Origin of the sequence: Streptomyces sp. NPDC090083 (genome assembly GCF_044747445.1) — a bacterium.
Lineage (GTDB): Bacteria > Actinomycetota > Actinomycetes > Streptomycetales > Streptomycetaceae > Streptomyces.
In genome coordinates, this window is record NZ_JBIVED010000002.1 from 833,901 (window position 1) to 852,625 (window position 18,725).

An 18,725-nucleotide genomic window follows, 5' to 3' on the forward strand; every position below is an offset into this window, starting at 1 on the left:
GACCCGGTTTCATATGAGGCCAGGGGCGTCGCGAGGTCAAGAGTTCGGTACGAAAGGCGGGAGCCGGGCACCACGCGCGGGTGCCCGCCCGTCAGGAAGCGGACGGCGTGTCGGTGCCCGGGACGGCCATCCGCGCGGAGAGAGCGCTGTTGAAGCGTGTGAGGAGCGCGCAGAACGTCTCGCGCTCCTCCGGTGCCCAGTCGTGTGTCAGCTCTTCCATCAACTGACGCCGGGAGGAGCGCACTTCCTCCAGCCGTGACTGCCCGCGCGGGGACAGCTGCAGCACCACCGCGCGGCCGTCCTCGGGGTGCGAGGTGCGCTTGACGAGCCCGGTGTCGACCAGCGGCGCCACCTGCCGGGTGACCGTGGAGGAGTCGATCCCCATGCTCGCGGCGAGCGCCTTGACGCCCATCGGACCTTCCTTGTCCAGGCGGTTGAGCAGCAGGTACGCGGCGCGGTCCATGGAGTTGCGCACCTGTCCGACGCCGCCGAGCCGGGTCTGTTCGGCACGGCGGGCGAACACCGCCACCTCGTGCTGCAGCGTGTCGAGGAGACCGGGTTCACCGACGGTCGTCATGTCCATCGACATTTCAGGTGTTGTGGGCATGGCCGGAGGCTCGCTTCATGAAGGGGGTGCTGGGTTGGGGGACAGGGTACGCGGCCGGAAGGCAGGCCGTACCGGCGCTGCGCAAACCAGTCTCGGAGGTTGGTCACAGCCGTGGCGCGCGTCTGTGAACTGCGATGCTTGAGTCATGAGCTACAGCACGGCTGACTCCTTGCGACCCGTCACCCTCGACGATGTGCGCGGCGCCCAGAAGATGCTCACGGGCGTGGCGCGGGTGACCGCGATGGAGGGCAGCAGGCACCTCAGCCAGCTCGTCGGCTCGCCGGTGCACTTCAAGTGCGAGAACCTCCAGCGCACCGGCTCCTTCAAACTCCGCGGCGCCTACGTCCGTATCGCCGGACTGCTCCCCGAGGAGCGCGCCGCCGGTGTCGTCGCCGCGAGCGCGGGGAACCACGCCCAGGGCGTCGCCCTCGCCTCCGCACTCCTGGGCGTGCGTTCCACGGTGTTCATGCCCAAGGGTGCGCCCCTCCCGAAGATCAGCGCGACCATGGAGTACGGCGCCGAGGTGCGGCTGCACGGCCATGTCGTCGACGAGACGCTGCACGCCGCGCAGGAGTACGCCCAGGAGACGGGCGCGGTGTTCATCCACCCCTTCGACCACCCCGACATCATCGCGGGCCAGGGGACGGTCGGCCTGGAGATCCTCGACCAGTGCCCGGAGGTGCGCACGATCGTCGTCGGCATCGGCGGCGGCGGGCTCGCGGCCGGGGTCGCGGTCGCCGTGAAGGCGCTGCGCCCCGACGTACGGATCGTGGGCGTCCAGGCGGCGGGCGCCGCCGCGTTCCCGCCCTCACTGGCCGCCGGGCGCCCGCTGTCCGTCCGCAACCCGGCGACGATGGCCGACGGCATCAAGGTCGGGCGCCCCGGAGACGTGCCGTTCGGGATCGTCGCCGAACTGGTCGACGAGGTCCGCACGGTCACCGAGGACGAGCTGTCCGCCGCGCTGCTGCTCTGCCTGGAGCGGGCCAAGCTGGTCGTCGAACCGGCCGGCGCCAGCCCCGTCGCGGCGCTGCTGAGCGACCCGCGGGGCTTCGAGGGCCCGGTCGTCGCGCTGCTGTCCGGCGGCAACGTCGACCCGCTGCTGCTCAACCGCATCCTGCGCCACGGCATGTCCGCGCAGGGCCGCTACCTGGCCGTGACGCTGCGGCTGACGGACCGGCCCGGTGCTCTCGCGACGCTTCTCGGGGTGTTGTCAGTGGTCGACGCTAACGTCCTCGATGTGAGCCACGTCCGGACCGACCCACGGCTCGGGCTCACGGAGGCGGAGGTCGAGCTGCATCTGGAGACGAAGGGTCCGGTGCACTGCGCCGAGGTCGGTCACGCCCTGCGCGAAGCGGGCTACACCGTCATCGACTGAGGTCGGAGCCCCTTCGCCACCGTCCCGTCACTCGTTCGAGAAAATCTGTCGAGAGACGCGATACATCGCGTTATGGTGTGTCTTGTGCCACCCGCAGGCAGCAGCATGCCGCTTCCCTGGGCAGAATAAAAGACACAAACCTAGGCTTTTCAAAGAATCCCCGACGACGTGGAGACAGATATGCCAGGCGCCATCTATGCCGAAGGCCTGGTGAAGACCTTCGGCGATGTGAAAGCTCTGGACGGCGTCGACCTCGATGTCCCCGAGGGCACCGTGCTGGGCCTTCTCGGGCCCAACGGCGCGGGCAAGACGACCGCCGTCCGCTGTCTGACCACCTTGCTGCGCCCCGACAGCGGCAGACTGGTCGTGGCCGGCCTCGACGTGCTGAAGCAGCCCAACGAAGTGCGGCGCTCCATCGGCCTCTCCGGCCAGTTCGCCGCGGTGGACGAATACCTGACCGGCAGGGAGAACCTGCAGATGGTCGGCCAGCTCTACCAGATGAAGGCCAAGGCCGCGAAGGCCCGCGCCGACCAGCTCCTCGAACAGTTCAACCTCGCGGAGGCCGCCGACCGCACCGCCAAAACCTACTCCGGAGGCATGCGCCGTCGGCTCGACCTGGCCGCGGCGCTCGTCGTCTCCCCGCCCGTGATGTTCATGGACGAGCCGACGACCGGCCTCGACCCGCGCAACCGCCAGATGCTGTGGGAGGTCATCAAACAGCTCGTCTCCGGCGGTACGACCCTCCTGCTGACCACCCAGTACCTGGAGGAGGCCGACCACCTCGCGCACGACATCGCGGTGGTCGACCACGGCCGGGTCATCGCCCGCGGCACCTCCGACCAGCTCAAGGCCCGCACCGGCGGCGAGCGTGTCGAGGTCGTCGTGCACGAGCGCGACCACATCCGGATCGCCTCCGACGTCCTGCTCGGCTTCGGCAAGGGCGACACCACCGTCGAGGAGCACACCCGCAAGCTCACCGTCCCCGTCACCGGCGGCGCGAAGCTCCTCGCCGAGGTGATCCGCGAGCTCGACTCCCGAGGCATCGAGATCGACGACATCGGCCTCCGCCGCCCCACCCTCGACGACGTCTTCCTCTCCCTGACGGGCCACCTGGCCGAGGAGAAGGACGAGGACAACGGCACGGACGCCACCCAGGACCCCAAGGACCGCAAGCACAAGAAGGAGGCCGCGAAGTGAGCGCCGTCACCGATGCCACCCCGATCGCGGCGCCGAGCAGCGCGCTGGGCCAGTCCGTGCACGACTCGCTGGTTGTCGCCAAACGCAACCTCATCCGGATGTCCCGCATCCCGGAGATGGTCATCTTCGGACTGATCCAGCCGATCATGTTCGTGGTGCTGTTCACCTACGTCTTCGGCGGTTCCATGCAGATCGGCGGCAGCACCAGCGCCACCGACTACAAGAACTTCCTGATGGCCGGCATCTTCGCGCAGACCGTCACGTTCGCCACCGCCAGCTCCGGCGCGGGCATCGCGGACGACATGCACAAGGGCCTGATCGACCGGTTCCGCTCGCTGCCCATGGCGCGCGGTGCCGTGCTGACCGGGCGGACGCTCGCGGACCTCGTGCAGACCGCGCTGACCCTGCTGGTCCTCGCGATAGTCGCCCTGCTCGTCGGCTGGCGGGTCGGATCGGACGGCGGCACGAACGCGGGAAAGGTGCTCGGCGCCTTCGGGCTGCTGCTCCTGCTCGGGTACGCGTTCACCTGGATCGGCGCCCTGATCGGCCTCAGTGTCCGCACGCCCGAGGCGGCCACCTCCGGCGGACTGATCTGGCTCTTCCCGGTGACGTTCATCTCGAACGCGTTCGTGGACACCAGCAACATGACCCCCTGGCTGCGCCACATCGCCGAGTGGAACCCCTTCAGCGCCACCGTGCAGGCCTGCCGGGTGCTCTTCGCCAACCCGGGACAGTCGCCCTCGGACGCCTGGCCCATGGTGCACCCCGTGTGGGCCTCGCTGATCTACTCGCTGCTGATCATCCTCATATTCCGGACCCTGGCGGTACGGAAGTACCGCTCGGCGACGGCCTGAGGACGGCACGGCGAAGCCCCCGGCGCCGCAAGGCCGCCGGGGGCTTCGCCGAAGGGCGGTTCCCGAGGGTCAGCCGTTGTACGGCTCGGCCTTGAGGATCGTCACCGAGGCCTTCTTGCCGTTGGGCAGTTCATACTGCGCGACCTCGCCCACCTTGTGGCCCAGCACGCCGGAGCCCAGCGGGGACTGCGGCGAGTAGGTCTCGATGTCGGCGCTCGCGTACTCGCGCGAGGCGAGCAGGAAGGTCGTCGTGTCGTCCTCGTCACCGTCGAAGGCGATCGTCACGACCATGCCGGGCGCGACCGCGCCGTCCGCGGACGCCGGGGCCTCGCCGACCTTGGCCTTCTCCAGGAGCTGGGTCAGCTGGCGGATGCGGAGCTCCTGCTTGCCCTGCTCCTCCTTGGCCGCGTGGTACCCGCCGTTCTCGCGCAGGTCGCCCTCCTCGCGAGCGGCCGCGATCTTCACGGTGATCTCGGCGCGCGCGGGACCAGACAGGTACTCCAGCTCGTCCTTGAGCTTGGTGTACGCCTCCTGCGTGAGCCAGGTGACGTCTTCGCTGGTCTGGGTCACAGGTGCTCCTCGTAGGTACTGGGAATACAAAGCATCGCCCTACCCAGAAGAATGTTCCTTCATGGAAGGGCGAAACCACGAGCCTAACAATTCAATGGCGTCAGGGGGAGGACATAAGCCGTCAGAAATACGTCAACCCAGGTCAACACCTACGTAACGAGGGTGACGTCAGTCGGAGTGGCACCCGAGCAGCTCGGCGGTGGTGCCCCTGGCCGTGGTGCGCAGGGTGACGACCCGGTCGATGCGGGTCGCGGAGCCGTCGAAGTGGAAGTCAGCGCGGCCCACCTCGGACTGGTCGGCGGCCTGGGAGCGCAGGGTGCAGTAGCCGGTGGTCCCGGAGTCCTTGTGGACCTCCAGGTGCACCTTGACCTCGTTGTCCGAGGCCTGGAAGGTGATCACCTCGGCGCTGATCCTGGCCTCGACGACGTAGTGGTAGGCGAAGTACCCGACGAGCGCGACCAGCAGCGCGGCGAGGACGGCGCCGGCGATCCTGAGCTTGTGGTCGGCACGCTCGTCCGACGAGCGGCCGTAGCGGCCCTCGGGCAGTCGCGCACTCGCCGTGCTCATGATCGTCCTTTCGGCAGGGGGCCGTGGATGCGGGCCCCCGGAATTATTCGCCCCCGGATTCGGTCACTATAGGAGGCCCCGCCCGCCGCCCGACCACCGCCCCTCATCGACGTCCCCGCGGGACGGTACCTTCTGAATTGCACCCCAGGACACCGGGGCGCCGACTTACTGAGGATTGAGTCTTGACTGACCAGCTGCGACTGATGGCCGTCCACGCGCACCCCGACGACGAGTCGAGCAAGGGCGCGGCCACCATGGCGAAGTACGTGTCCGAGGGGGTGGACGTGCTGGTCGTGACCTGCACGGGTGGGGAGCGCGGCTCCATCCTCAACCCCAAGCTCCAGGGCGACACGTACATCGAGGAGCACATCCACGAGGTGCGCAAGAAGGAGATGGACGAGGCCCGCGAGATCCTCGGCATCAAGCAGAAGTGGCTCGGCTTCGTCGACTCGGGACTGCCCGAGGGCGACCCGCTGCCGCCGCTGCCCGAGGGCTGCTTCGCGCTGGAGGACGTCGACAAGGCGGCCGGCGAGCTGGTGAAGCAGATCCGTTCGTTCCGCCCGCAGGTGATCACCACCTACGACGAGAACGGCGGATACCCGCACCCCGACCACATCATGACCCACAAGATCTCGATGGTGGCCTTCGAGGGCGCGGCGGACACCGAGAAGTACCCGGAGCCTGAGTTCGGCCCGGCGTACCAGCCGCAGAAGCTGTACTACAACCAGGGCTTCAACCGGCAGCGCACCGAGGCCCTGCACAACGCGCTGCTGGCGCGCGGCCTGGAGTCGCCGTACGAGGAGTGGCTGAAGCGGTGGAGCGAGGCCGAGCGGACGGAGCGGGTGCTGACCACGCACATCCCGTGCGCCGAGTTCTTCGAGATCCGCGACAAGGCGCTGCTCGCGCACGCCACGCAGATCGACCCCGACGGCGGCTGGTTCCGGGTGCCGATGGAGATCCAGAAGGAGGTCTGGCCGACCGAGGAGTACGAGCTGGCGAAGACCCTCGTCGCTACGTCCCTCCCCGAGGACGACCTCTTTGCGGGCATCCGCGACAATGCCTGACATGAGCTCAAGCGCAGCCCTGGCAATCACGCACCTGGTCCCCCTCGCCGAGGTCGACGAGAACAAGGTCACCCCCGGCGTCCTCGGCTTCATCGTGTTCGCGGTGATGGCCCTGGCCGTCTGGGGCCTGATGAAGTCCATGAGCAAGCAGATGAACAAGGTCGACTTCAAGGAGGCCTCGGACCCGAGGGCCGAGTCCGTGGACACGGCCGAGGGCAAGGCCGACCCGCAGGCCGCCACTCCGGCGGAGCGCCAGGCCAAGCAGGGCTGACCCGGCCGTTCCGACGGCCCGCGCGAGCGGTGCTCGGGGGGTGCAGGACACCGTCGCCCCCCGTTCTCAGGGGGTGTCGGCCACCGTCACCCCCATCACCTCCCGCGCATGCCGGCTCGGCACCATGCCGAGCCGCCACGCCTGCCAGCCCGCCTCCAGGTTCACGCCCCGCTCCAGCAGCAGCTGGTACGCCTCCACGTAGTCGTCGAGTTTCGTGTCGCGGTGGGGATGCCGGGTGCGGGACAGCTGGGCCAGTTCCTCCTGGGCGACCGCCGTGCCGACCTCGACCCCGCCGGGGGCCGCGTACGGCAGCAGCGTGGAGCGCAGGAAGTGCGCCCAGTCCTCGCCGCGGTGGTCGCCGTACGAGGTGAACAGGCCCACGGCCTCGTCGCACAGCGCCAGTGCCTGCGAGGTACGGGCGTTGCCCGCGTCGACGACCGCGAGCTCCAGGCAGGTCCAGGCCTCGCCGTGGGCGACGCCGATGCGCTGGAAGTCGGCGCGGGCGTCGACGAGGAGCTGGCGGGCGAACCCGGAGTTGCGCAGCGAACCCGTCTGGGCGGCGCGCTGGTCGCGGGTCACGCGTGCCGAGTGGTGCCGGGCGCAGGCCAGGCCGTAGACGTCGCGCATGCGGGAGAACATCGTGCGGGAGCGTTCCAGCTCGCGGACCGCGAGGTCGAGGTTGCCGGTCTCCTCCAGGGCCTGGCCCAGGTAGTAGACGGTCCAGGCCTCGCCGCGCGCGTCCTCGTTGTCGCGGTGCCGGGCGGCGGCCTGGCGCAGGCCGTCGACCGCGGGGGACGGGTCGCCGGCGACGAGCCGGGCGCGGGCCAGCTGGGTCAGCGCCCAGGCCTCGCCGCGGGCGTCGCGGGTACGGCCGTAGAGGCCGAGGGCAGTGGTGAGTTCGGACTCGGCGCGTGGGATGTCGCCCATGCGCAGGCCGAGTTGGCCGAGCTGGAAGTGGGCCCAGGCCTCGCCGTGCACGGATTCCCCGGCACGGTGCAGGACCAGGGACTCGGTCAACAGCCGCATGGCTTCGGGGAGTCGGGCCCGGTCGCGTTCGACGGCGGCCAGGGCGTGCATGGTCCAGGCGCGGTCGGTGGCGAGTTCGGGCGGGGCCTGGAGGTCGAGGGCCTCGCGCAGTCGTGTCGCCGCCTCGGTGAGGTTGCCCTGGTGGTGGAGGGTGATGCCGAGCGAGCAGAGGGCGCTGGCGGCGCCCGCGTCGTGGTGGGCCTCCCTGTAGAGGTCGACGACGGAGGCCAGGGTGGTGCGTGCCTTGTCGAGTTCGCCGAGCTGCCGGGCCGCGATGCCGGTGCGCCACTGCACCGAGCGGACCAGCAGCCCCTGGTCGACGGCCTGCGCCAACTCGCTGATCTCACCGAGTCGGTAGAGGTCGCCGCGGAGCAGGCAGTAGTCGCAGAGCGCGCCCAGCAGGTTCAGTACGGCGCCCTGGTCGACGCCCTCCGCGTGCCGTAGCGTCGAGGTGATGAAGCTCGACTCGTCGTCCAGCCAGCGCAGCGCCTCGTCGAGCGAGGTGAAGCCGTGCGGGCCGAAGCGGTCCGAGCGCGTCGACATGTTGCCGTCCACCAACCGCAGGACGGAGTCGGCGAGTTCGCCGTAGTTCACGATGAGCCGCTCCTGCGCGGCCGTGCGCTCCGAGGCCTCCTCCTCGTCGAGGAGACGGGCCAGGGCGAAGGCGCGGACCAGGTCGTGCAGGCGGTAGCGGGTGCCGCGGACGTGGTCGATGAGGCCGGCCCGGGACAGGGCCGTCAGATGGCGGGTGGCCTCGGTCTCGTCGGCGCCCAGTAGGGCCGCCGCCGCTGCCGCGCCCAGCGAGGCCCGGCCGGCCAGCGCCAGCCGGCGCAGCAGGGTGCGGGCCGGGTCGGACTGGTCGGTGTAGCGCAGCCACAGCGCCCGCTCGACCGGTTCCACCGGGCCGTACGCGCCGAGGTCGGTGGCGAGCAGGCCCGGTGAGCGCGGGCCGAGGGACGAGCCCGCGATCCGCAGCGCCAGCGGCAGTCCGCCGCACAAGTCCCTGATCCGGTCGGCGGATTCGGCGTCGTAGGGTTCCGAGCCGTCCTGTGCCGCCGCGCCGAGCAGTTCCTCCGAGCCCGCCGCGTCCAGCGGCTCCACCGGCAACTGGTGGACCCAGGCGGCGAGTTCGGCGGGCAGGTCGAGGGGCTTGCGGGCGGTGACCACGACCAGGCTGTCCGAGCGTTCGGGCACCAGTGTGGCCACCTGCGCGATGTCGGAGGCGTCGTCCAGGACGATGGTCACGGGCAGGCCGGTCAGGTGCTGGTGGTACAACTCGCTGAGCCGCTTGACCTGTTGGTCGGGTGAGGACCGCTCCCGGAAGAGCAGCTGCTCGCGGGGTGCGCCGAGCCGGTTCAGCAGGTGCAGCAGGGCGTCACGGGTGGGCAGCGGCGGCTCGCCCGCGCTGTCGCCGCGCAGGTCCACCACGCAGGCGCCGCGGAACTGGTCCCGCAGATCGTGCGCGGCCCGCACCGCGAGGGTGGTGCGCCCCGAACCGGGCGCGCCGTGCAGCACGACCACGGTCGGCCGGGTCTCCGTACTCGCCCGGCCCGCCTGCACCCACTGCCGGATGCGGGCCAACTCGGCCCGCCGCCCGGCGAACACGTCCTCGGCGTCGGGGAGTTGACCGAAGGACTGCTCCAGCACACTCCGCCGCCGCGCCGCCGCGCTCTTGTCCGCGCCGCGCAGCCGCGGCCCCGGCTTCCGGGTCGGCCCGGTCGAGGCGGCGAGCACCCGCTGCTGGTCGAGGAACGGCCGGATGCCCCGCACCTCCAGCGCCGTCAGCCACTGCAGCCGCAACTGCTCGGGCCCGCCCGGCTGGCTGACGGCACCGGCGCGGTGGTGTGCGGCGGGCAGGTGCGAGGCGGTCACCTTCACGACGGTCGCCGCCGCGCCCACCACACCGACGGTCACCCCGGCACCGAACGCGGTACCGCTCCCGGTGCCGAGGGCGAGGTCGGCGACCACCGCGGCGACGGCAGCAACGGCCGCCACCAGCAGGGGAGTTCCGCCGCCGTCGCGCGCGTAGCGCTGCCCGAAGGTGAGCGCTCCCGCCGACGCCTCGTCCAGCGCGCCCGTGTAGGCCGCGTACTCCTCGGCCGCCGTCTCCGCCATGGAGTCCAGAGCGGCCCGGGACCGCGCCAGCAGCACCTGCCCGTCCGTGCGCCCGCCGGAGCGCCGCACCTCCTCCTCCACGGCCCGAGCCAACAGCCGCTCGGCATCGGTCCGATGCCCGTCCCGCATGTCACGTCCCCCTCCGGCGTCAACTCCCTGGCCTACGAGTGTCCTTCGGTGAGCGCGCGAGCGCGAGAGGGCGACGATCATCCGTCGGCCGCGCGGCGCCCGAACCGGAACCGGAACCGGGTCCGGAAACGCAACCGGCGGCCGGTCCCACGGCCCCCGGCTCCGGTCAGGCACGATGGGGGCATGCCGAACCGACTGGCCCACGAGACGTCCCCCTACCTCCTCCAGCACGCCGACAACCCCGTCGCCTGGTGGCCCTGGTCGGCCGAGGCCTTCGAGGAGGCGCGGAAGACGAACAGACCGGTACTGCTGAGCGTCGGATACAGCAGCTGCCACTGGTGTCACGTCATGGCCCACGAGTCCTTCGAGGACCAGCCCACCGCCGACTACCTCAACGAGCACTTCGTCAGCGTCAAGGTCGACCGCGAGGAGCGCCCGGACGTCGACGCCGTCTACATGGAGGCCGTGCAGGCGGCCACCGGCCAGGGCGGCTGGCCCATGACGGTGTTCCTGACCCCCGACGCCGAACCCTTCTACTTCGGCACGTACTTCCCGCCCGCGCCGCGCCACGGCATGCCCTCCTTCCGGCAGGTCCTCGAAGGCGTGCGCGGCGCCTGGACCGACCGGCGGGACGAGGTCGCCGAGGTCGCCGGGAAGATCACCCGCGACCTGTCGCAGCGCGAGATCGACTACGGCGGCACCGAGGCCCCCGGCGAGGAGGAGCTGTCCGCCGCCCTCCTCGGCCTCACCCGCGAGTACGACCCGCAGCGCGGCGGATTCGGCGGCGCGCCCAAGTTCCCGCCGTCCATGGCCCTGGAGTTCCTGCTCCGCCACCACGCCCGCACCGGTGCCGAGGGCGCCCTGGAGATGGCCCGGGACACCTGCGAGCGGATGGCCCGCGGCGGCATCTACGACCAGCTCGCCGGCGGCTTCGCGCGCTACTCCGTCGACCGCGAGTGGACCGTCCCGCACTTCGAGAAGATGCTCTACGACAACGCCCTGCTCTGCCGGGTCTACGCGCACCTGTGGCGCAGCACCGGCTCCGACCTGGCCCGTCGCGTCGCCATCGAGACCGCGGACTTCATGGTGCGTGAACTCCGCACCGCCGAGGGCGGGTTCGCCTCCGCGCTCGACGCCGACAGCGACGACGGCACCGGCAGGCACGTGGAGGGCGCCTACTACGTCTGGACGCCCGCGCAGCTCACCGAGGTCCTGGGTGAGCAGGACGGCCCGCTCGCCGCCCAGTACTTCGGGGTGACCGCGGACGGCACCTTCGAGGAGGGGCAGTCCGTCCTCCAACTCCCGCAGGACGAGGGGGTCTTCGACGCCGAGCGGATCGCCTCGGTCAAGAGCCGTCTGCTGGAGGCCCGTTCACGGCGCCCGGCCCCGGGCCGCGACGACAAGGTGGTCGCCGCCTGGAACGGGCTCGCGATCGCCGCGCTCGCCGAGACCGGCGCCTACTTCGACCGCCCCGACCTCGTCGAGGCCGCCGTCTCCGCCGCCGATCTCCTCGTACGCCTGCACCTGGACGAGCACGCCAAGCTGGCCCGTACCAGCAAGGACGGCCAGGTCGGCGCCAACGCCGGGGTGCTGGAGGACTACGCCGATGTCGCGGAGGGTTTCCTCGCGCTGGCGTCGGTCACGGGGGAGGGGGTGTGGCTGGAGTTCGCCGGGTTCCTGCTCGACCACGTCCTCGCCGGGTTCGTCGACGGGTCCGGGGCGCTCTACGACACCGCCGCCGACGCCGAGCGGCTCATCCGCCGGCCGCAGGATCCGACCGACAACGCGACCCCGTCCGGCTGGACCGCCGCCGCCGGTGCCCTGCTGGGCTATGCCGCGCAGACCGGAGCCGAACCCCATCGCACCGCCGCGGAACGGGCGTTGGGAGTCGTGAAGGCGCTCGGGACGCGTGTGCCGCGGTTCATCGGGTGGGGGCTCGCGGTCGCCGAGGCGTACCTCGACGGGCCGCGCGAGGTCGCCGTCGTAGGGCCGTCGCTCGACGACGCGGTCGCAAGGGCCCTGCACCGTACGGCACTTCTGGGGACCGCTCCGGGGGCCGTGGTCGCCTTCGGGGTGGCGGGGAGTGACGAGCTGCCGCTGCTCGCGGACCGGCCGCTGGTGGACGGTGAACCGGCCGCGTATGTCTGCCGTAACTTCACGTGTGACGCGCCGACGACCGACCCCGAGCGGTTGCGCACCGCGCTGAGCAGGTGAAACGCCGAAGTCGGAACCACCCTAAACGCGACCTGTACGAGAAATGCTCATCTGCGGGCCTCATGGTGATGAAACACGCTCTTCACTGAAATCATCTGCCCTCTTCACAGACCGCTCATAGTCTCTGCTCCGTGACGCGACGGCCGTAACTCACCGTCGCGCCAGGGGGTTTGGGGATCTGGGGGGATCTGTTGTGCTGATGTCCGTCTTCATCGCCGTCGTTTCGCTGGCCCTGTTCTGGATGGCCGCCTTCACTCTGTGGTGGCAGATGCACGCGTGGCGCACGCCCGAAGTGCTCGCCTCCACCCGGTTCAGCAGTCCGGACGGGGACGAGCACGTCTCGTTCTCGTTGCTGCTGCCGGCCCGGCACGAACAGGCCGTGCTCGACCACACCATCCAGCGGCTGCTGGAGTCCACGCACACCGACTTCGAGATCATCGTGATCGTGGGGCACGACGACCCCGAGACCGCGGCGGTGGCCGACAGTGCCGCCGTGCGCGATCCGCGGGTCCGCGTCGTCGTCGACACGCACGAGAGGAAGAACAAACCGAAGGCCATGAACACGGCGCTGCCGCACTGTCGCGGCGATGTCGTCGGGGTCTTCGACGCCGAGGACCAGGTCCATCCGGAGCTGCTCGCCCACGTCGACCACGCGTTCCGCACGACGGGAGCGGACGTCGTCCAGGGCGGCGTCCAGCTGATCAACTTCCACTCCAGCTGGTACAGCCTGCGCAACTGCCTGGAGTACTTCTTCTGGTTCAGGTCCCGGCTGCATCTGCACGCGCAGAAGGGGTTCATCCCGCTGGGCGGCAACACCGTCTTCGTGCGCACCGGCACCCTGCGCGAGGCCGGCGGCTGGGACCCCGACTGCCTCGCCGAGGACTGCGACCTGGGCGTCCGGCTGTCCAGCGTCGGCAAGAAGGTCGTCGTCGCCTACGACTCCGACATGGTGACCCGGGAGGAGACTCCCGGCTCGCTGATGTCCCTGCTGAAGCAGCGAACTCGCTGGAACCAGGGCTTCCTTCAGGTCTACCGCAAGAAGGACTGGCGGCAACTCCCGGGATTCGGGCAGCGGTTGCTCGCCCGCTACACGCTGATGACCCCGTTCCTCCAGGCCTTCTCGGGTGTCGTCATCCCGCTGAACGCGGCGGTCGCGCTCTTCCTGGACGTGCCGGTGGGCATCGCGTTCCTCACCTTCCTGCCGCTGGTCACCGCCGCCGTCACCTTCGTGTTCGAGGTCGTCGGCCTGCACGACTTCGGCAAGCAGTACGGACTCCGCGTCCGTGCCGTCCACTACCTGAAGCTCGTCGTGGGCGGCCCCTTCTACCAGGTGCTGCTCGCCGGAGCCGCGCTCCGCGCCGTCTGGCGCGAGCAGCGCGGACGGAACGACTGGGAGCTGACCTCCCACGTCGGCGCGCACCTCACCGAAACCGCAGTGATCCGAGAGGACGTTCCTGCGTGACTTCCACCCTTCCCGCGGTGACCACCACGGTCCCCGCGCAGCGGCAGCCTGCGCCGGAAACCGGTTCGGCCGGTCGAACAACGCCGCCGGGCAGACTCCGTTCCTCGCGCCCCGACCTCCTCCTCTGCGGCCTGCTCCTCGCGGTGATCCTCGTCGTGCAGGGCTGGAACATCGCCGACTACCCGGCCCTCAGCGACGACGAGGGCACCTACCTCGCCCAGGCCTGGGCCGTCCAGCAGGGCACCGGGCTGGCCCACTACACGTACTGGTACGACCACCCGCCCCTCGGCTGGATCCAGATCGCCCTGCTCACCTGGATCCCCGCGCACGTCAGCCCCGACTCGATGACCGTCGCCACCATGCGTCTGGCCATGCTGGTCATCAGCGCGGCCGGCGCGGCCCTCGTCTACGTCCTGGGCCGCCGGCTCGCGCTCCCGCGCTGGGCGGCGGGCCTGGCCATGCTGCTCTTCGGGCTCTCCCCGCTGTCCGTGATCCTCCAGCGGGAGATCTTCCTCGACAACATCGCCGTGATGTGGATGCTGCTCGCGTTCTGCCTGGCCGCGTCCCCCAGCCGCCATCTCTGGCACCACTTCGGGGCGGGTCTCGCCGGTGCGGCCTCGGTCCTCACCAAGGAGACGATGCTCGTCGTCCTGCCCGCGCTGCTGGTCACCATGTGGCGCCACGGACACCGCGACACCCGCAAGTTCGCGCTCACCGGCGCGGTCACCGCCTGCACCCTGATCGGCCTCTCGTACCCCCTCTTCGCCCTGCTCAAGGGCGAGTTGGTGCCGGGCAGCGGCCATGTCTCGCTGTGGGACGGCCTCACGTACCAGATGACCAGACCGGGTTCGGGCTTCATCCTGGACCGGGCCTCCGGCTCCCACGGCGTCCTGCACTCCTGGCTGTACTACGACCGGGTGCTGCCGCTGGGCGGCCTCGCCGGGGCCCTGCTCCTGCTGCTCACCTGGCGCTGGTCGGTCACCGCCCGCTCCCTCGCCGGACCGGCGATGACCGTGGCGATCCTCGCCCTGGTCTCGCTGCGGCCGGGCGGCTATCTGCCCGCGATGTACATCATCGGCGCGCTGCCGTTCCTCGCGCTCGTGCTGGCCGGGGGCACCGCCTCCGTCGCCCACGCGGTGCTGCGCCGCCGGCGCGGGGCGGAGGAGAAACGGTTTGTCACCGGGGGGCGGTACACCCTCGCCGTGGTCCTTGCGGTCGCGGCCGGCGCCTATGTCGTACCGAAGTGGTACGACGGCGACCGCATCGCCATGACCGCCGACGCCAACGCGCCCTACCGGGGCGCCTCGACGTGGCTGTCCACCCAGGTGAAGGACCCCGAGGACACCCGGGTCCTCGTCGACGACGCGCTCTGGCTCGACCTGGTGCACGCCGGGTACCGGCCCGGGCTCGGGGTCATCTGGTTCTACAAGGCCGACCTCGACCCCGCCGTCACCAGGACGATGCCGCACGGCTGGAAGGACATCGACTACGTGGTGGCCTCCCCGACGGTACGGCGCGACGCGGTCGACCTGCCCAACGTCAAGGCGGCTATCGAGCACTCCACCCCGGTCGCCACCTTCGGCACCGGCGACGACCGCATCGAGATCCGGCAGATCCGGCCCGAGACCGCGGGAGCCAAGCGATGAGCCAAGAGTCCATGGTCCCGGGCGAGTTGGGCGACCCGGCGGTACGGGGAGCCGAGCTCGCCGAACCGGGCGCGGTCACCATCGTCGTGCCCACCTTCAACGAGGCGGCGAACGTACGGGAGTTGCTGCACCGCATCACGGAATCGGTGCCCACCCGCCTGCCCTGCGAGGTCGTCTTCGTGGACGACTCCACCGACGACACCCCGGAGGTGATCTCCGAGGCGGCACGCGACTGCCCGTTCCCGGTGACCGTGCTGCACCGGGAGGAGCCGGCCGGCGGGCTCGGGGGCGCGGTCGTCGAGGGCATCAAGGCGGCGACCTCCGACTGGGTCGTCGTCATGGACGGCGACCTCCAGCATCCGCCGTCCCTGGTACCGGAGTTGGTCGGCACCGGCGAACGCGCCAACGCCGGACTCGTCGTCGCCTCCCGGTACATCAAGGGCGGCAGCCGGGAAGGGCTCGCGGGCGGCTACCGCATCGCCGTGTCCCGCGGCGCGACATGGCTGACCAAGACGCTCTTCCCGCGCAGACTGCGGGGCATCAGCGACCCGATGAGCGGCTTCTTCGCGATCCGGCGCAGCGCGGTGACGGCGGAGGCGCTCAAACCGCTCGGCTACAAGATCCTGCTCGAACTCGCCGTACGCAGCCGTCCGCGCCAGGTCACCGAGGTGCCGTTCGTCTTCCAGGACCGGTTCGCCGGGGAGTCCAAGTCGACGGCGCGGGAAGGCTTCCGCTTCCTCCGCCATCTGCTCGGGCTGCGCACCGCCTCGCCGGTCGCGCGCATGGTGGTCTTCGGCCTGATCGGCGCCACCGGCTTCGTGCCGAACCTGGCCGGCCTGTGGGCACTCACCGAGGCGGGCATGCACTACGTCCCCGCCGAGATCCTCGCGAACCAGCTCGGCGTGGCCTGGAACTTCCTGCTGATCGAGCACCTGCTGTTCCGCGACCGGCGCGGACACCGCGCCTGGTGGGACCGGGTGGGCCGGTTCGCGCTGCTCGCCAACGCCGATCTGGTGCTGCGGATCCCGCTGATCGCCCTGTTCGTCCACACGCTCGGCATGGGCGCCGTGCCGGCGACCGCGCTCGCGCTGGTCATGACGTTCGTCCTGCGCTTCGCCGGAACCGAGGCGCTGGTCTACCTCCCGCGCCGGGGACGTGAGAGCCGTACAGCACCGAGGAGAGCCGTGTGAACACCTACCGCAGAAGAAGAACCGCGTTCCTCGGAGTGGGGGCGCTGACCGCCGGGCTGCTGCTCACCTCGCCGCAGTCCGCCCAGGCCGCGAACCTCGTCCTCAACCCGGGCTTCGAGACGGCGGGCGGCGACGGGATGCCGTACTGCTGGGAGAAGTCCGGCTGGGGCGACAACGACGTCGACTTCACGACGACGTCGGACGCGCACTCCGGTTCCCAGGCCATGAAGGTCACCCTGACGCGGCGGGTGGACGGCGACCGCAAGGCGCTGATCACCGAGTCGACGGGATGCGCGCCGGTGGTGACGGCGGGCAGGCAGTACGACCTCGGGCTCTGGTACAAGACGACGACGCCGGACGCGAACATCACGCTGTTCCGGCACGACACGACGGCCGGATGGCAGTACTGGACCGACCTCAAGACCCTGGAGATGCAGGGGAGTTGGACACAGGCCACGGTCCGCACACCGGAGGTCCCAGCCGGTACCGACCGGATCACCTGGGGCGTCTCGGTCTACGGCACCGGGTCCGCGACCACCGACGACTACACCATGGACCAGGTCCCGGACACGCTCCCGCCCGCCGTCTGCACGGCGACCGCCGAGGAGTGCGCGAACGGCCGCTGGGACGTGCTGCCCACGCAGAACCCGGTGCGCTCGATGCACTCCGTCGTCCTCAACAACGGCAAGGTGCTGCTGATCGCGGGCTCCGGGAACAGCGAGGAGCAGTTCGACGCCGGGACGTTCACGAGCGCGGTGTACGACCCGGTCGCCGGGACGTACAAGGTGATCCCGACTCCGAAGGACATGTTCTGCTCGGGCCACATCCAGCTGCAGGACGGCCGGGTGCTGGTGCTCAGCGGCAACAAGGCGTTCCCGGCGGCGGACGGCTCGCACGGGTACGAGGGGTACAAGGAGTCGTACGTCTTCGATCCGGCGACGGAGACGTACAGCAGGACCAACGACCTCAACGACGGCCACTGGTACCCCTCGGCGACCGAGCTGGGCAACGGTGACGTCATCTCCTTCGGCGGGCTGCGCGAGGACTCGACCGGGTCGGTGACCGCCGAGTACTGGTCGGACGCCCAGCAGAAGTGGCTGCCGCTGTCGCAGGTCAACCAGACCTGGTCGTACTGGGGGCTGTACCCGTCGATGGTCCTGATGCAGGACGGCCGGCTCTTCTACACGGGCAGCCACGTCTTCGGGAACAACATCCCGGGCACGGGCAGCGCGATCTACGACTACGGCGCGAACACGATCACGTCGGTCCCGGGACTGCAGAACAAGGACCAGCGCGACCAGTCCGCGAGCGTGCTGCTGCCTCCCGCGCAGGACCAGAAGGTCCTCACCATCGGCGGCGGCAACATCGACTCCAACCCGGACGCGAACCGGCTGACCGACATCATCGACCTCAAGGAGGCCGATCCGGTGTACACGGCCGGCCCGCAGCTCCCGCAGGGCACGGTGGACCTGGGGAACGGCCCGGTGGCCGAGACCGGCGGCCAGGGCAAGATGTACGTGTCCGCCGTACTGCTCCCGGACGGCACGGTGCTGGAGACGGGCGGCGGGCTGCACAACCGCGCCAACCCCGTCTACGAGGCGTCGATCTTCGACCCGGCGACCACGACCTTCGACCCGGTGGCCGCGGACCCGGAGGCGCGCGGGTACCACTCGTCGTCCTTCCTGCTGCCGGACGGCCGGGTGATGTCGACCGGTGACAACCCGGGCAACGGCACCTGGAACCACAACGTCTCGATCTACACCCCGCCCTATCTCCTCAAGGGCACCCGCCCGACGATCACTTCGGTCATCGACACCGAGTGGGAGTACGGCGACACCCAGACGATCACCGTCGACCGGCCCGTCGCGAAGGCCGAGTTGATCCGCCCGGCGGCGGTCACGCACTCCTCGGACCCGAACCAGCGGTTCGTGGACCTGCCCCTGTCGGTGGACGGCAACACCGTCGACCTGAACGTGACGAGCAACCCCGACCTGGCGCCGCCCGGCTGGTACATGCTCTTCGCGGTCGACGCCAACGGGGTCCCGTCGGTGGCCAAGTGGGTTCATCTGCAAGGCCCTTCGGCCCTCAGCGCGGACACGGCGTCGGCCCACGTCCACTCCTTCGCGGACTCCCTGGAGGGCAAGGTCACCAAGCCCGGCAGGAAGCGCGCCTCCCAGCCGGTCAGCCCCACCGTCTCCGGCTGCGACCGCCACTACGGCACGGTCAACGTCTGCGTCCCCACGGTCTTCCCGCCCGAGGTGAAGAAGTCGACGACCGCCCGCTGCACCTGGCTCCAGCACAACTCCTACGGCCGCCTGAAGGTCAACGGCGCGGACGACCCGCTCGGCCTCGACCCGGACAGGGACGGGGTGGCGTGCGGGAAGGGTGACGTGAGGAGCGTGAAGCCTGTGAGGAAGTAGGCTTAGCGGTCGCCCGCG

14 protein-coding genes are annotated in these 18,725 nt (G+C 70.5%); 10 read left to right on the top strand and 4 right to left on the bottom strand.

Annotated elements, in window-relative coordinates; translation table 11 throughout:
- Positions 1 to 91: 91 nt before the first annotated feature.
- Positions 92 to 589, bottom strand: coding sequence for a MarR family transcriptional regulator (locus ACIPTO_RS09565; protein WP_366317074.1), 498 nt, complete (start codon positions 587 to 589; stop codon positions 92 to 94).
- A 163-nt stretch (positions 590 to 752) separates the two neighbouring features.
- On the opposite strand from ACIPTO_RS09565, the gene ilvA reads away from it, so the two are divergent.
- The 3 genes from ilvA to ACIPTO_RS09580 all read left to right on the top strand — a co-directional run bounded on the left by ilvA (position 753) and on the right by ACIPTO_RS09580 (position 4,033).
- On the top strand, positions 753 to 1,982 hold the full coding sequence (gene ilvA / locus ACIPTO_RS09570; protein WP_366316081.1) for a threonine ammonia-lyase: 1,230 nt from the start codon (positions 753 to 755) through the stop codon (positions 1,980 to 1,982).
- A gap of 180 nt (positions 1,983 to 2,162) precedes the next feature.
- A complete protein-coding gene (locus ACIPTO_RS09575) occupies positions 2,163 to 3,179 on the top strand; it encodes an ATP-binding cassette domain-containing protein (RefSeq protein WP_401190472.1) in 1,017 nt (338 codons plus the stop codon).
- The gene (locus tag ACIPTO_RS09580; RefSeq protein WP_266771937.1) at positions 3,176 to 4,033 is read left to right on the top strand and encodes an ABC transporter permease; all 858 of its coding nucleotides are present in this window, start codon (positions 3,176 to 3,178) and stop codon (positions 4,031 to 4,033) included. Before ACIPTO_RS09575 ends, ACIPTO_RS09580 begins: the two co-directional genes overlap by 4 nt.
- A 69-nt stretch (positions 4,034 to 4,102) precedes the next feature.
- Here ACIPTO_RS09580 and greA read toward each other — a convergent pair whose 3' ends face one another.
- Positions 4,103 to 4,603 carry a transcription elongation factor GreA gene (gene greA / locus ACIPTO_RS09585; RefSeq protein ID WP_352180911.1) on the bottom strand — a complete coding sequence of 167 codons (501 nt, stop codon included), beginning with the start codon at positions 4,601 to 4,603 and terminating at the stop codon, positions 4,103 to 4,105.
- Between the two features lie 168 nt (positions 4,604 to 4,771).
- The gene (locus ACIPTO_RS09590) at positions 4,772 to 5,170 is read right to left on the bottom strand and encodes a DUF4307 domain-containing protein (protein WP_366316076.1); all 399 of its coding nucleotides are present in this window, start codon (positions 5,168 to 5,170) and stop codon (positions 4,772 to 4,774) included.
- A 203-nt stretch (positions 5,171 to 5,373) separates the two neighbouring features.
- Here ACIPTO_RS09590 and mca point away from each other — a divergent pair, with 203 nt between their 5' ends.
- Entirely contained in the window at positions 5,374 to 6,234 is an 861-nt protein-coding gene (mca, locus tag ACIPTO_RS09595; RefSeq protein WP_401190859.1) for a mycothiol conjugate amidase Mca, read from the top strand.
- Positions 6,227 to 6,505 (top strand): hypothetical protein, encoded by a 279-nt coding sequence (locus ACIPTO_RS09600; RefSeq protein ID WP_401190475.1) that lies wholly within the window; start codon positions 6,227 to 6,229, stop codon positions 6,503 to 6,505. The genes mca and ACIPTO_RS09600 overlap by 8 nt, the downstream gene beginning before the upstream one ends.
- Before the next feature lie 66 nt (positions 6,506 to 6,571).
- Here ACIPTO_RS09600 and ACIPTO_RS09605 read toward each other — a convergent pair whose 3' ends face one another.
- The gene (locus ACIPTO_RS09605; RefSeq protein ID WP_401190477.1) at positions 6,572 to 9,775 is read right to left on the bottom strand and encodes a tetratricopeptide repeat protein; all 3,204 of its coding nucleotides are present in this window, start codon (positions 9,773 to 9,775) and stop codon (positions 6,572 to 6,574) included.
- A 183-nt stretch (positions 9,776 to 9,958) separates the two neighbouring features.
- Between ACIPTO_RS09605 and ACIPTO_RS09610 the strand changes: the two genes are divergently transcribed.
- The 5 genes from ACIPTO_RS09610 to ACIPTO_RS09630 all read left to right on the top strand — a co-directional run bounded on the left by ACIPTO_RS09610 (position 9,959) and on the right by ACIPTO_RS09630 (position 18,707).
- A complete protein-coding gene (locus tag ACIPTO_RS09610; RefSeq protein WP_401190479.1) occupies positions 9,959 to 11,989 on the top strand; it encodes a thioredoxin domain-containing protein in 2,031 nt (676 codons plus the stop codon).
- A gap of 193 nt (positions 11,990 to 12,182) precedes the next feature.
- Positions 12,183 to 13,451, top strand: a complete 1,269-nt coding sequence (locus tag ACIPTO_RS09615) for a glycosyltransferase (RefSeq protein ID WP_366316067.1) — start codon at positions 12,183 to 12,185, stop codon at positions 13,449 to 13,451.
- Entirely contained in the window at positions 13,448 to 15,097 is a 1,650-nt protein-coding gene (locus ACIPTO_RS09620) for an ArnT family glycosyltransferase (RefSeq protein ID WP_401190481.1), read from the top strand. The genes ACIPTO_RS09615 and ACIPTO_RS09620 overlap by 4 nt, the downstream gene beginning before the upstream one ends.
- Complete coding sequence (locus tag ACIPTO_RS09625; protein WP_401190483.1) at positions 15,094 to 16,287, top strand: glycosyltransferase; 1,194 nt, start codon at positions 15,094 to 15,096, stop codon at positions 16,285 to 16,287. The genes ACIPTO_RS09620 and ACIPTO_RS09625 overlap by 4 nt, the downstream gene beginning before the upstream one ends.
- Positions 16,284 to 18,707 (top strand): galactose oxidase-like domain-containing protein, encoded by a 2,424-nt coding sequence (locus tag ACIPTO_RS09630; protein WP_401190485.1) that lies wholly within the window; start codon positions 16,284 to 16,286, stop codon positions 18,705 to 18,707. The genes ACIPTO_RS09625 and ACIPTO_RS09630 overlap by 4 nt, the downstream gene beginning before the upstream one ends.
- Positions 18,708 to 18,725 lie beyond the last annotated feature (18 nt).

Excerpts from the sequence above, each read along its gene's own strand:
- ACIPTO_RS09590 (WP_366316076.1), bottom strand. The coding sequence starts at position 5,170 with ATGAGCACGGCGAGTGCGCGACTGCCCGAGGGCCGCTACGGCCGCTCG.
- ACIPTO_RS09610 (WP_401190479.1), top strand. The coding sequence starts at position 9,959 with ATGCCGAACCGACTGGCCCACGAGACGTCCCCCTACCTCCTCCAGCAC.
- ACIPTO_RS09565 (WP_366317074.1), bottom strand. The coding sequence starts at position 589 with ATGTCGATGGACATGACGACCGTCGGTGAACCCGGTCTCCTCGACACG.
- ACIPTO_RS09600 (WP_401190475.1), top strand. The coding sequence starts at position 6,227 with ATGCCTGACATGAGCTCAAGCGCAGCCCTGGCAATCACGCACCTGGTC.
- ACIPTO_RS09575 (WP_401190472.1), top strand. The coding sequence starts at position 2,163 with ATGCCAGGCGCCATCTATGCCGAAGGCCTGGTGAAGACCTTCGGCGAT.
- ilvA (WP_366316081.1), top strand. The coding sequence starts at position 753 with ATGAGCTACAGCACGGCTGACTCCTTGCGACCCGTCACCCTCGACGAT.
- ACIPTO_RS09625 (WP_401190483.1), top strand. The coding sequence starts at position 15,094 with ATGAGCCAAGAGTCCATGGTCCCGGGCGAGTTGGGCGACCCGGCGGTA.
- ACIPTO_RS09605 (WP_401190477.1), bottom strand. The coding sequence starts at position 9,775 with ATGCGGGACGGGCATCGGACCGATGCCGAGCGGCTGTTGGCTCGGGCC.
- mca (WP_401190859.1), top strand. The coding sequence starts at position 5,374 with ATGGCCGTCCACGCGCACCCCGACGACGAGTCGAGCAAGGGCGCGGCC.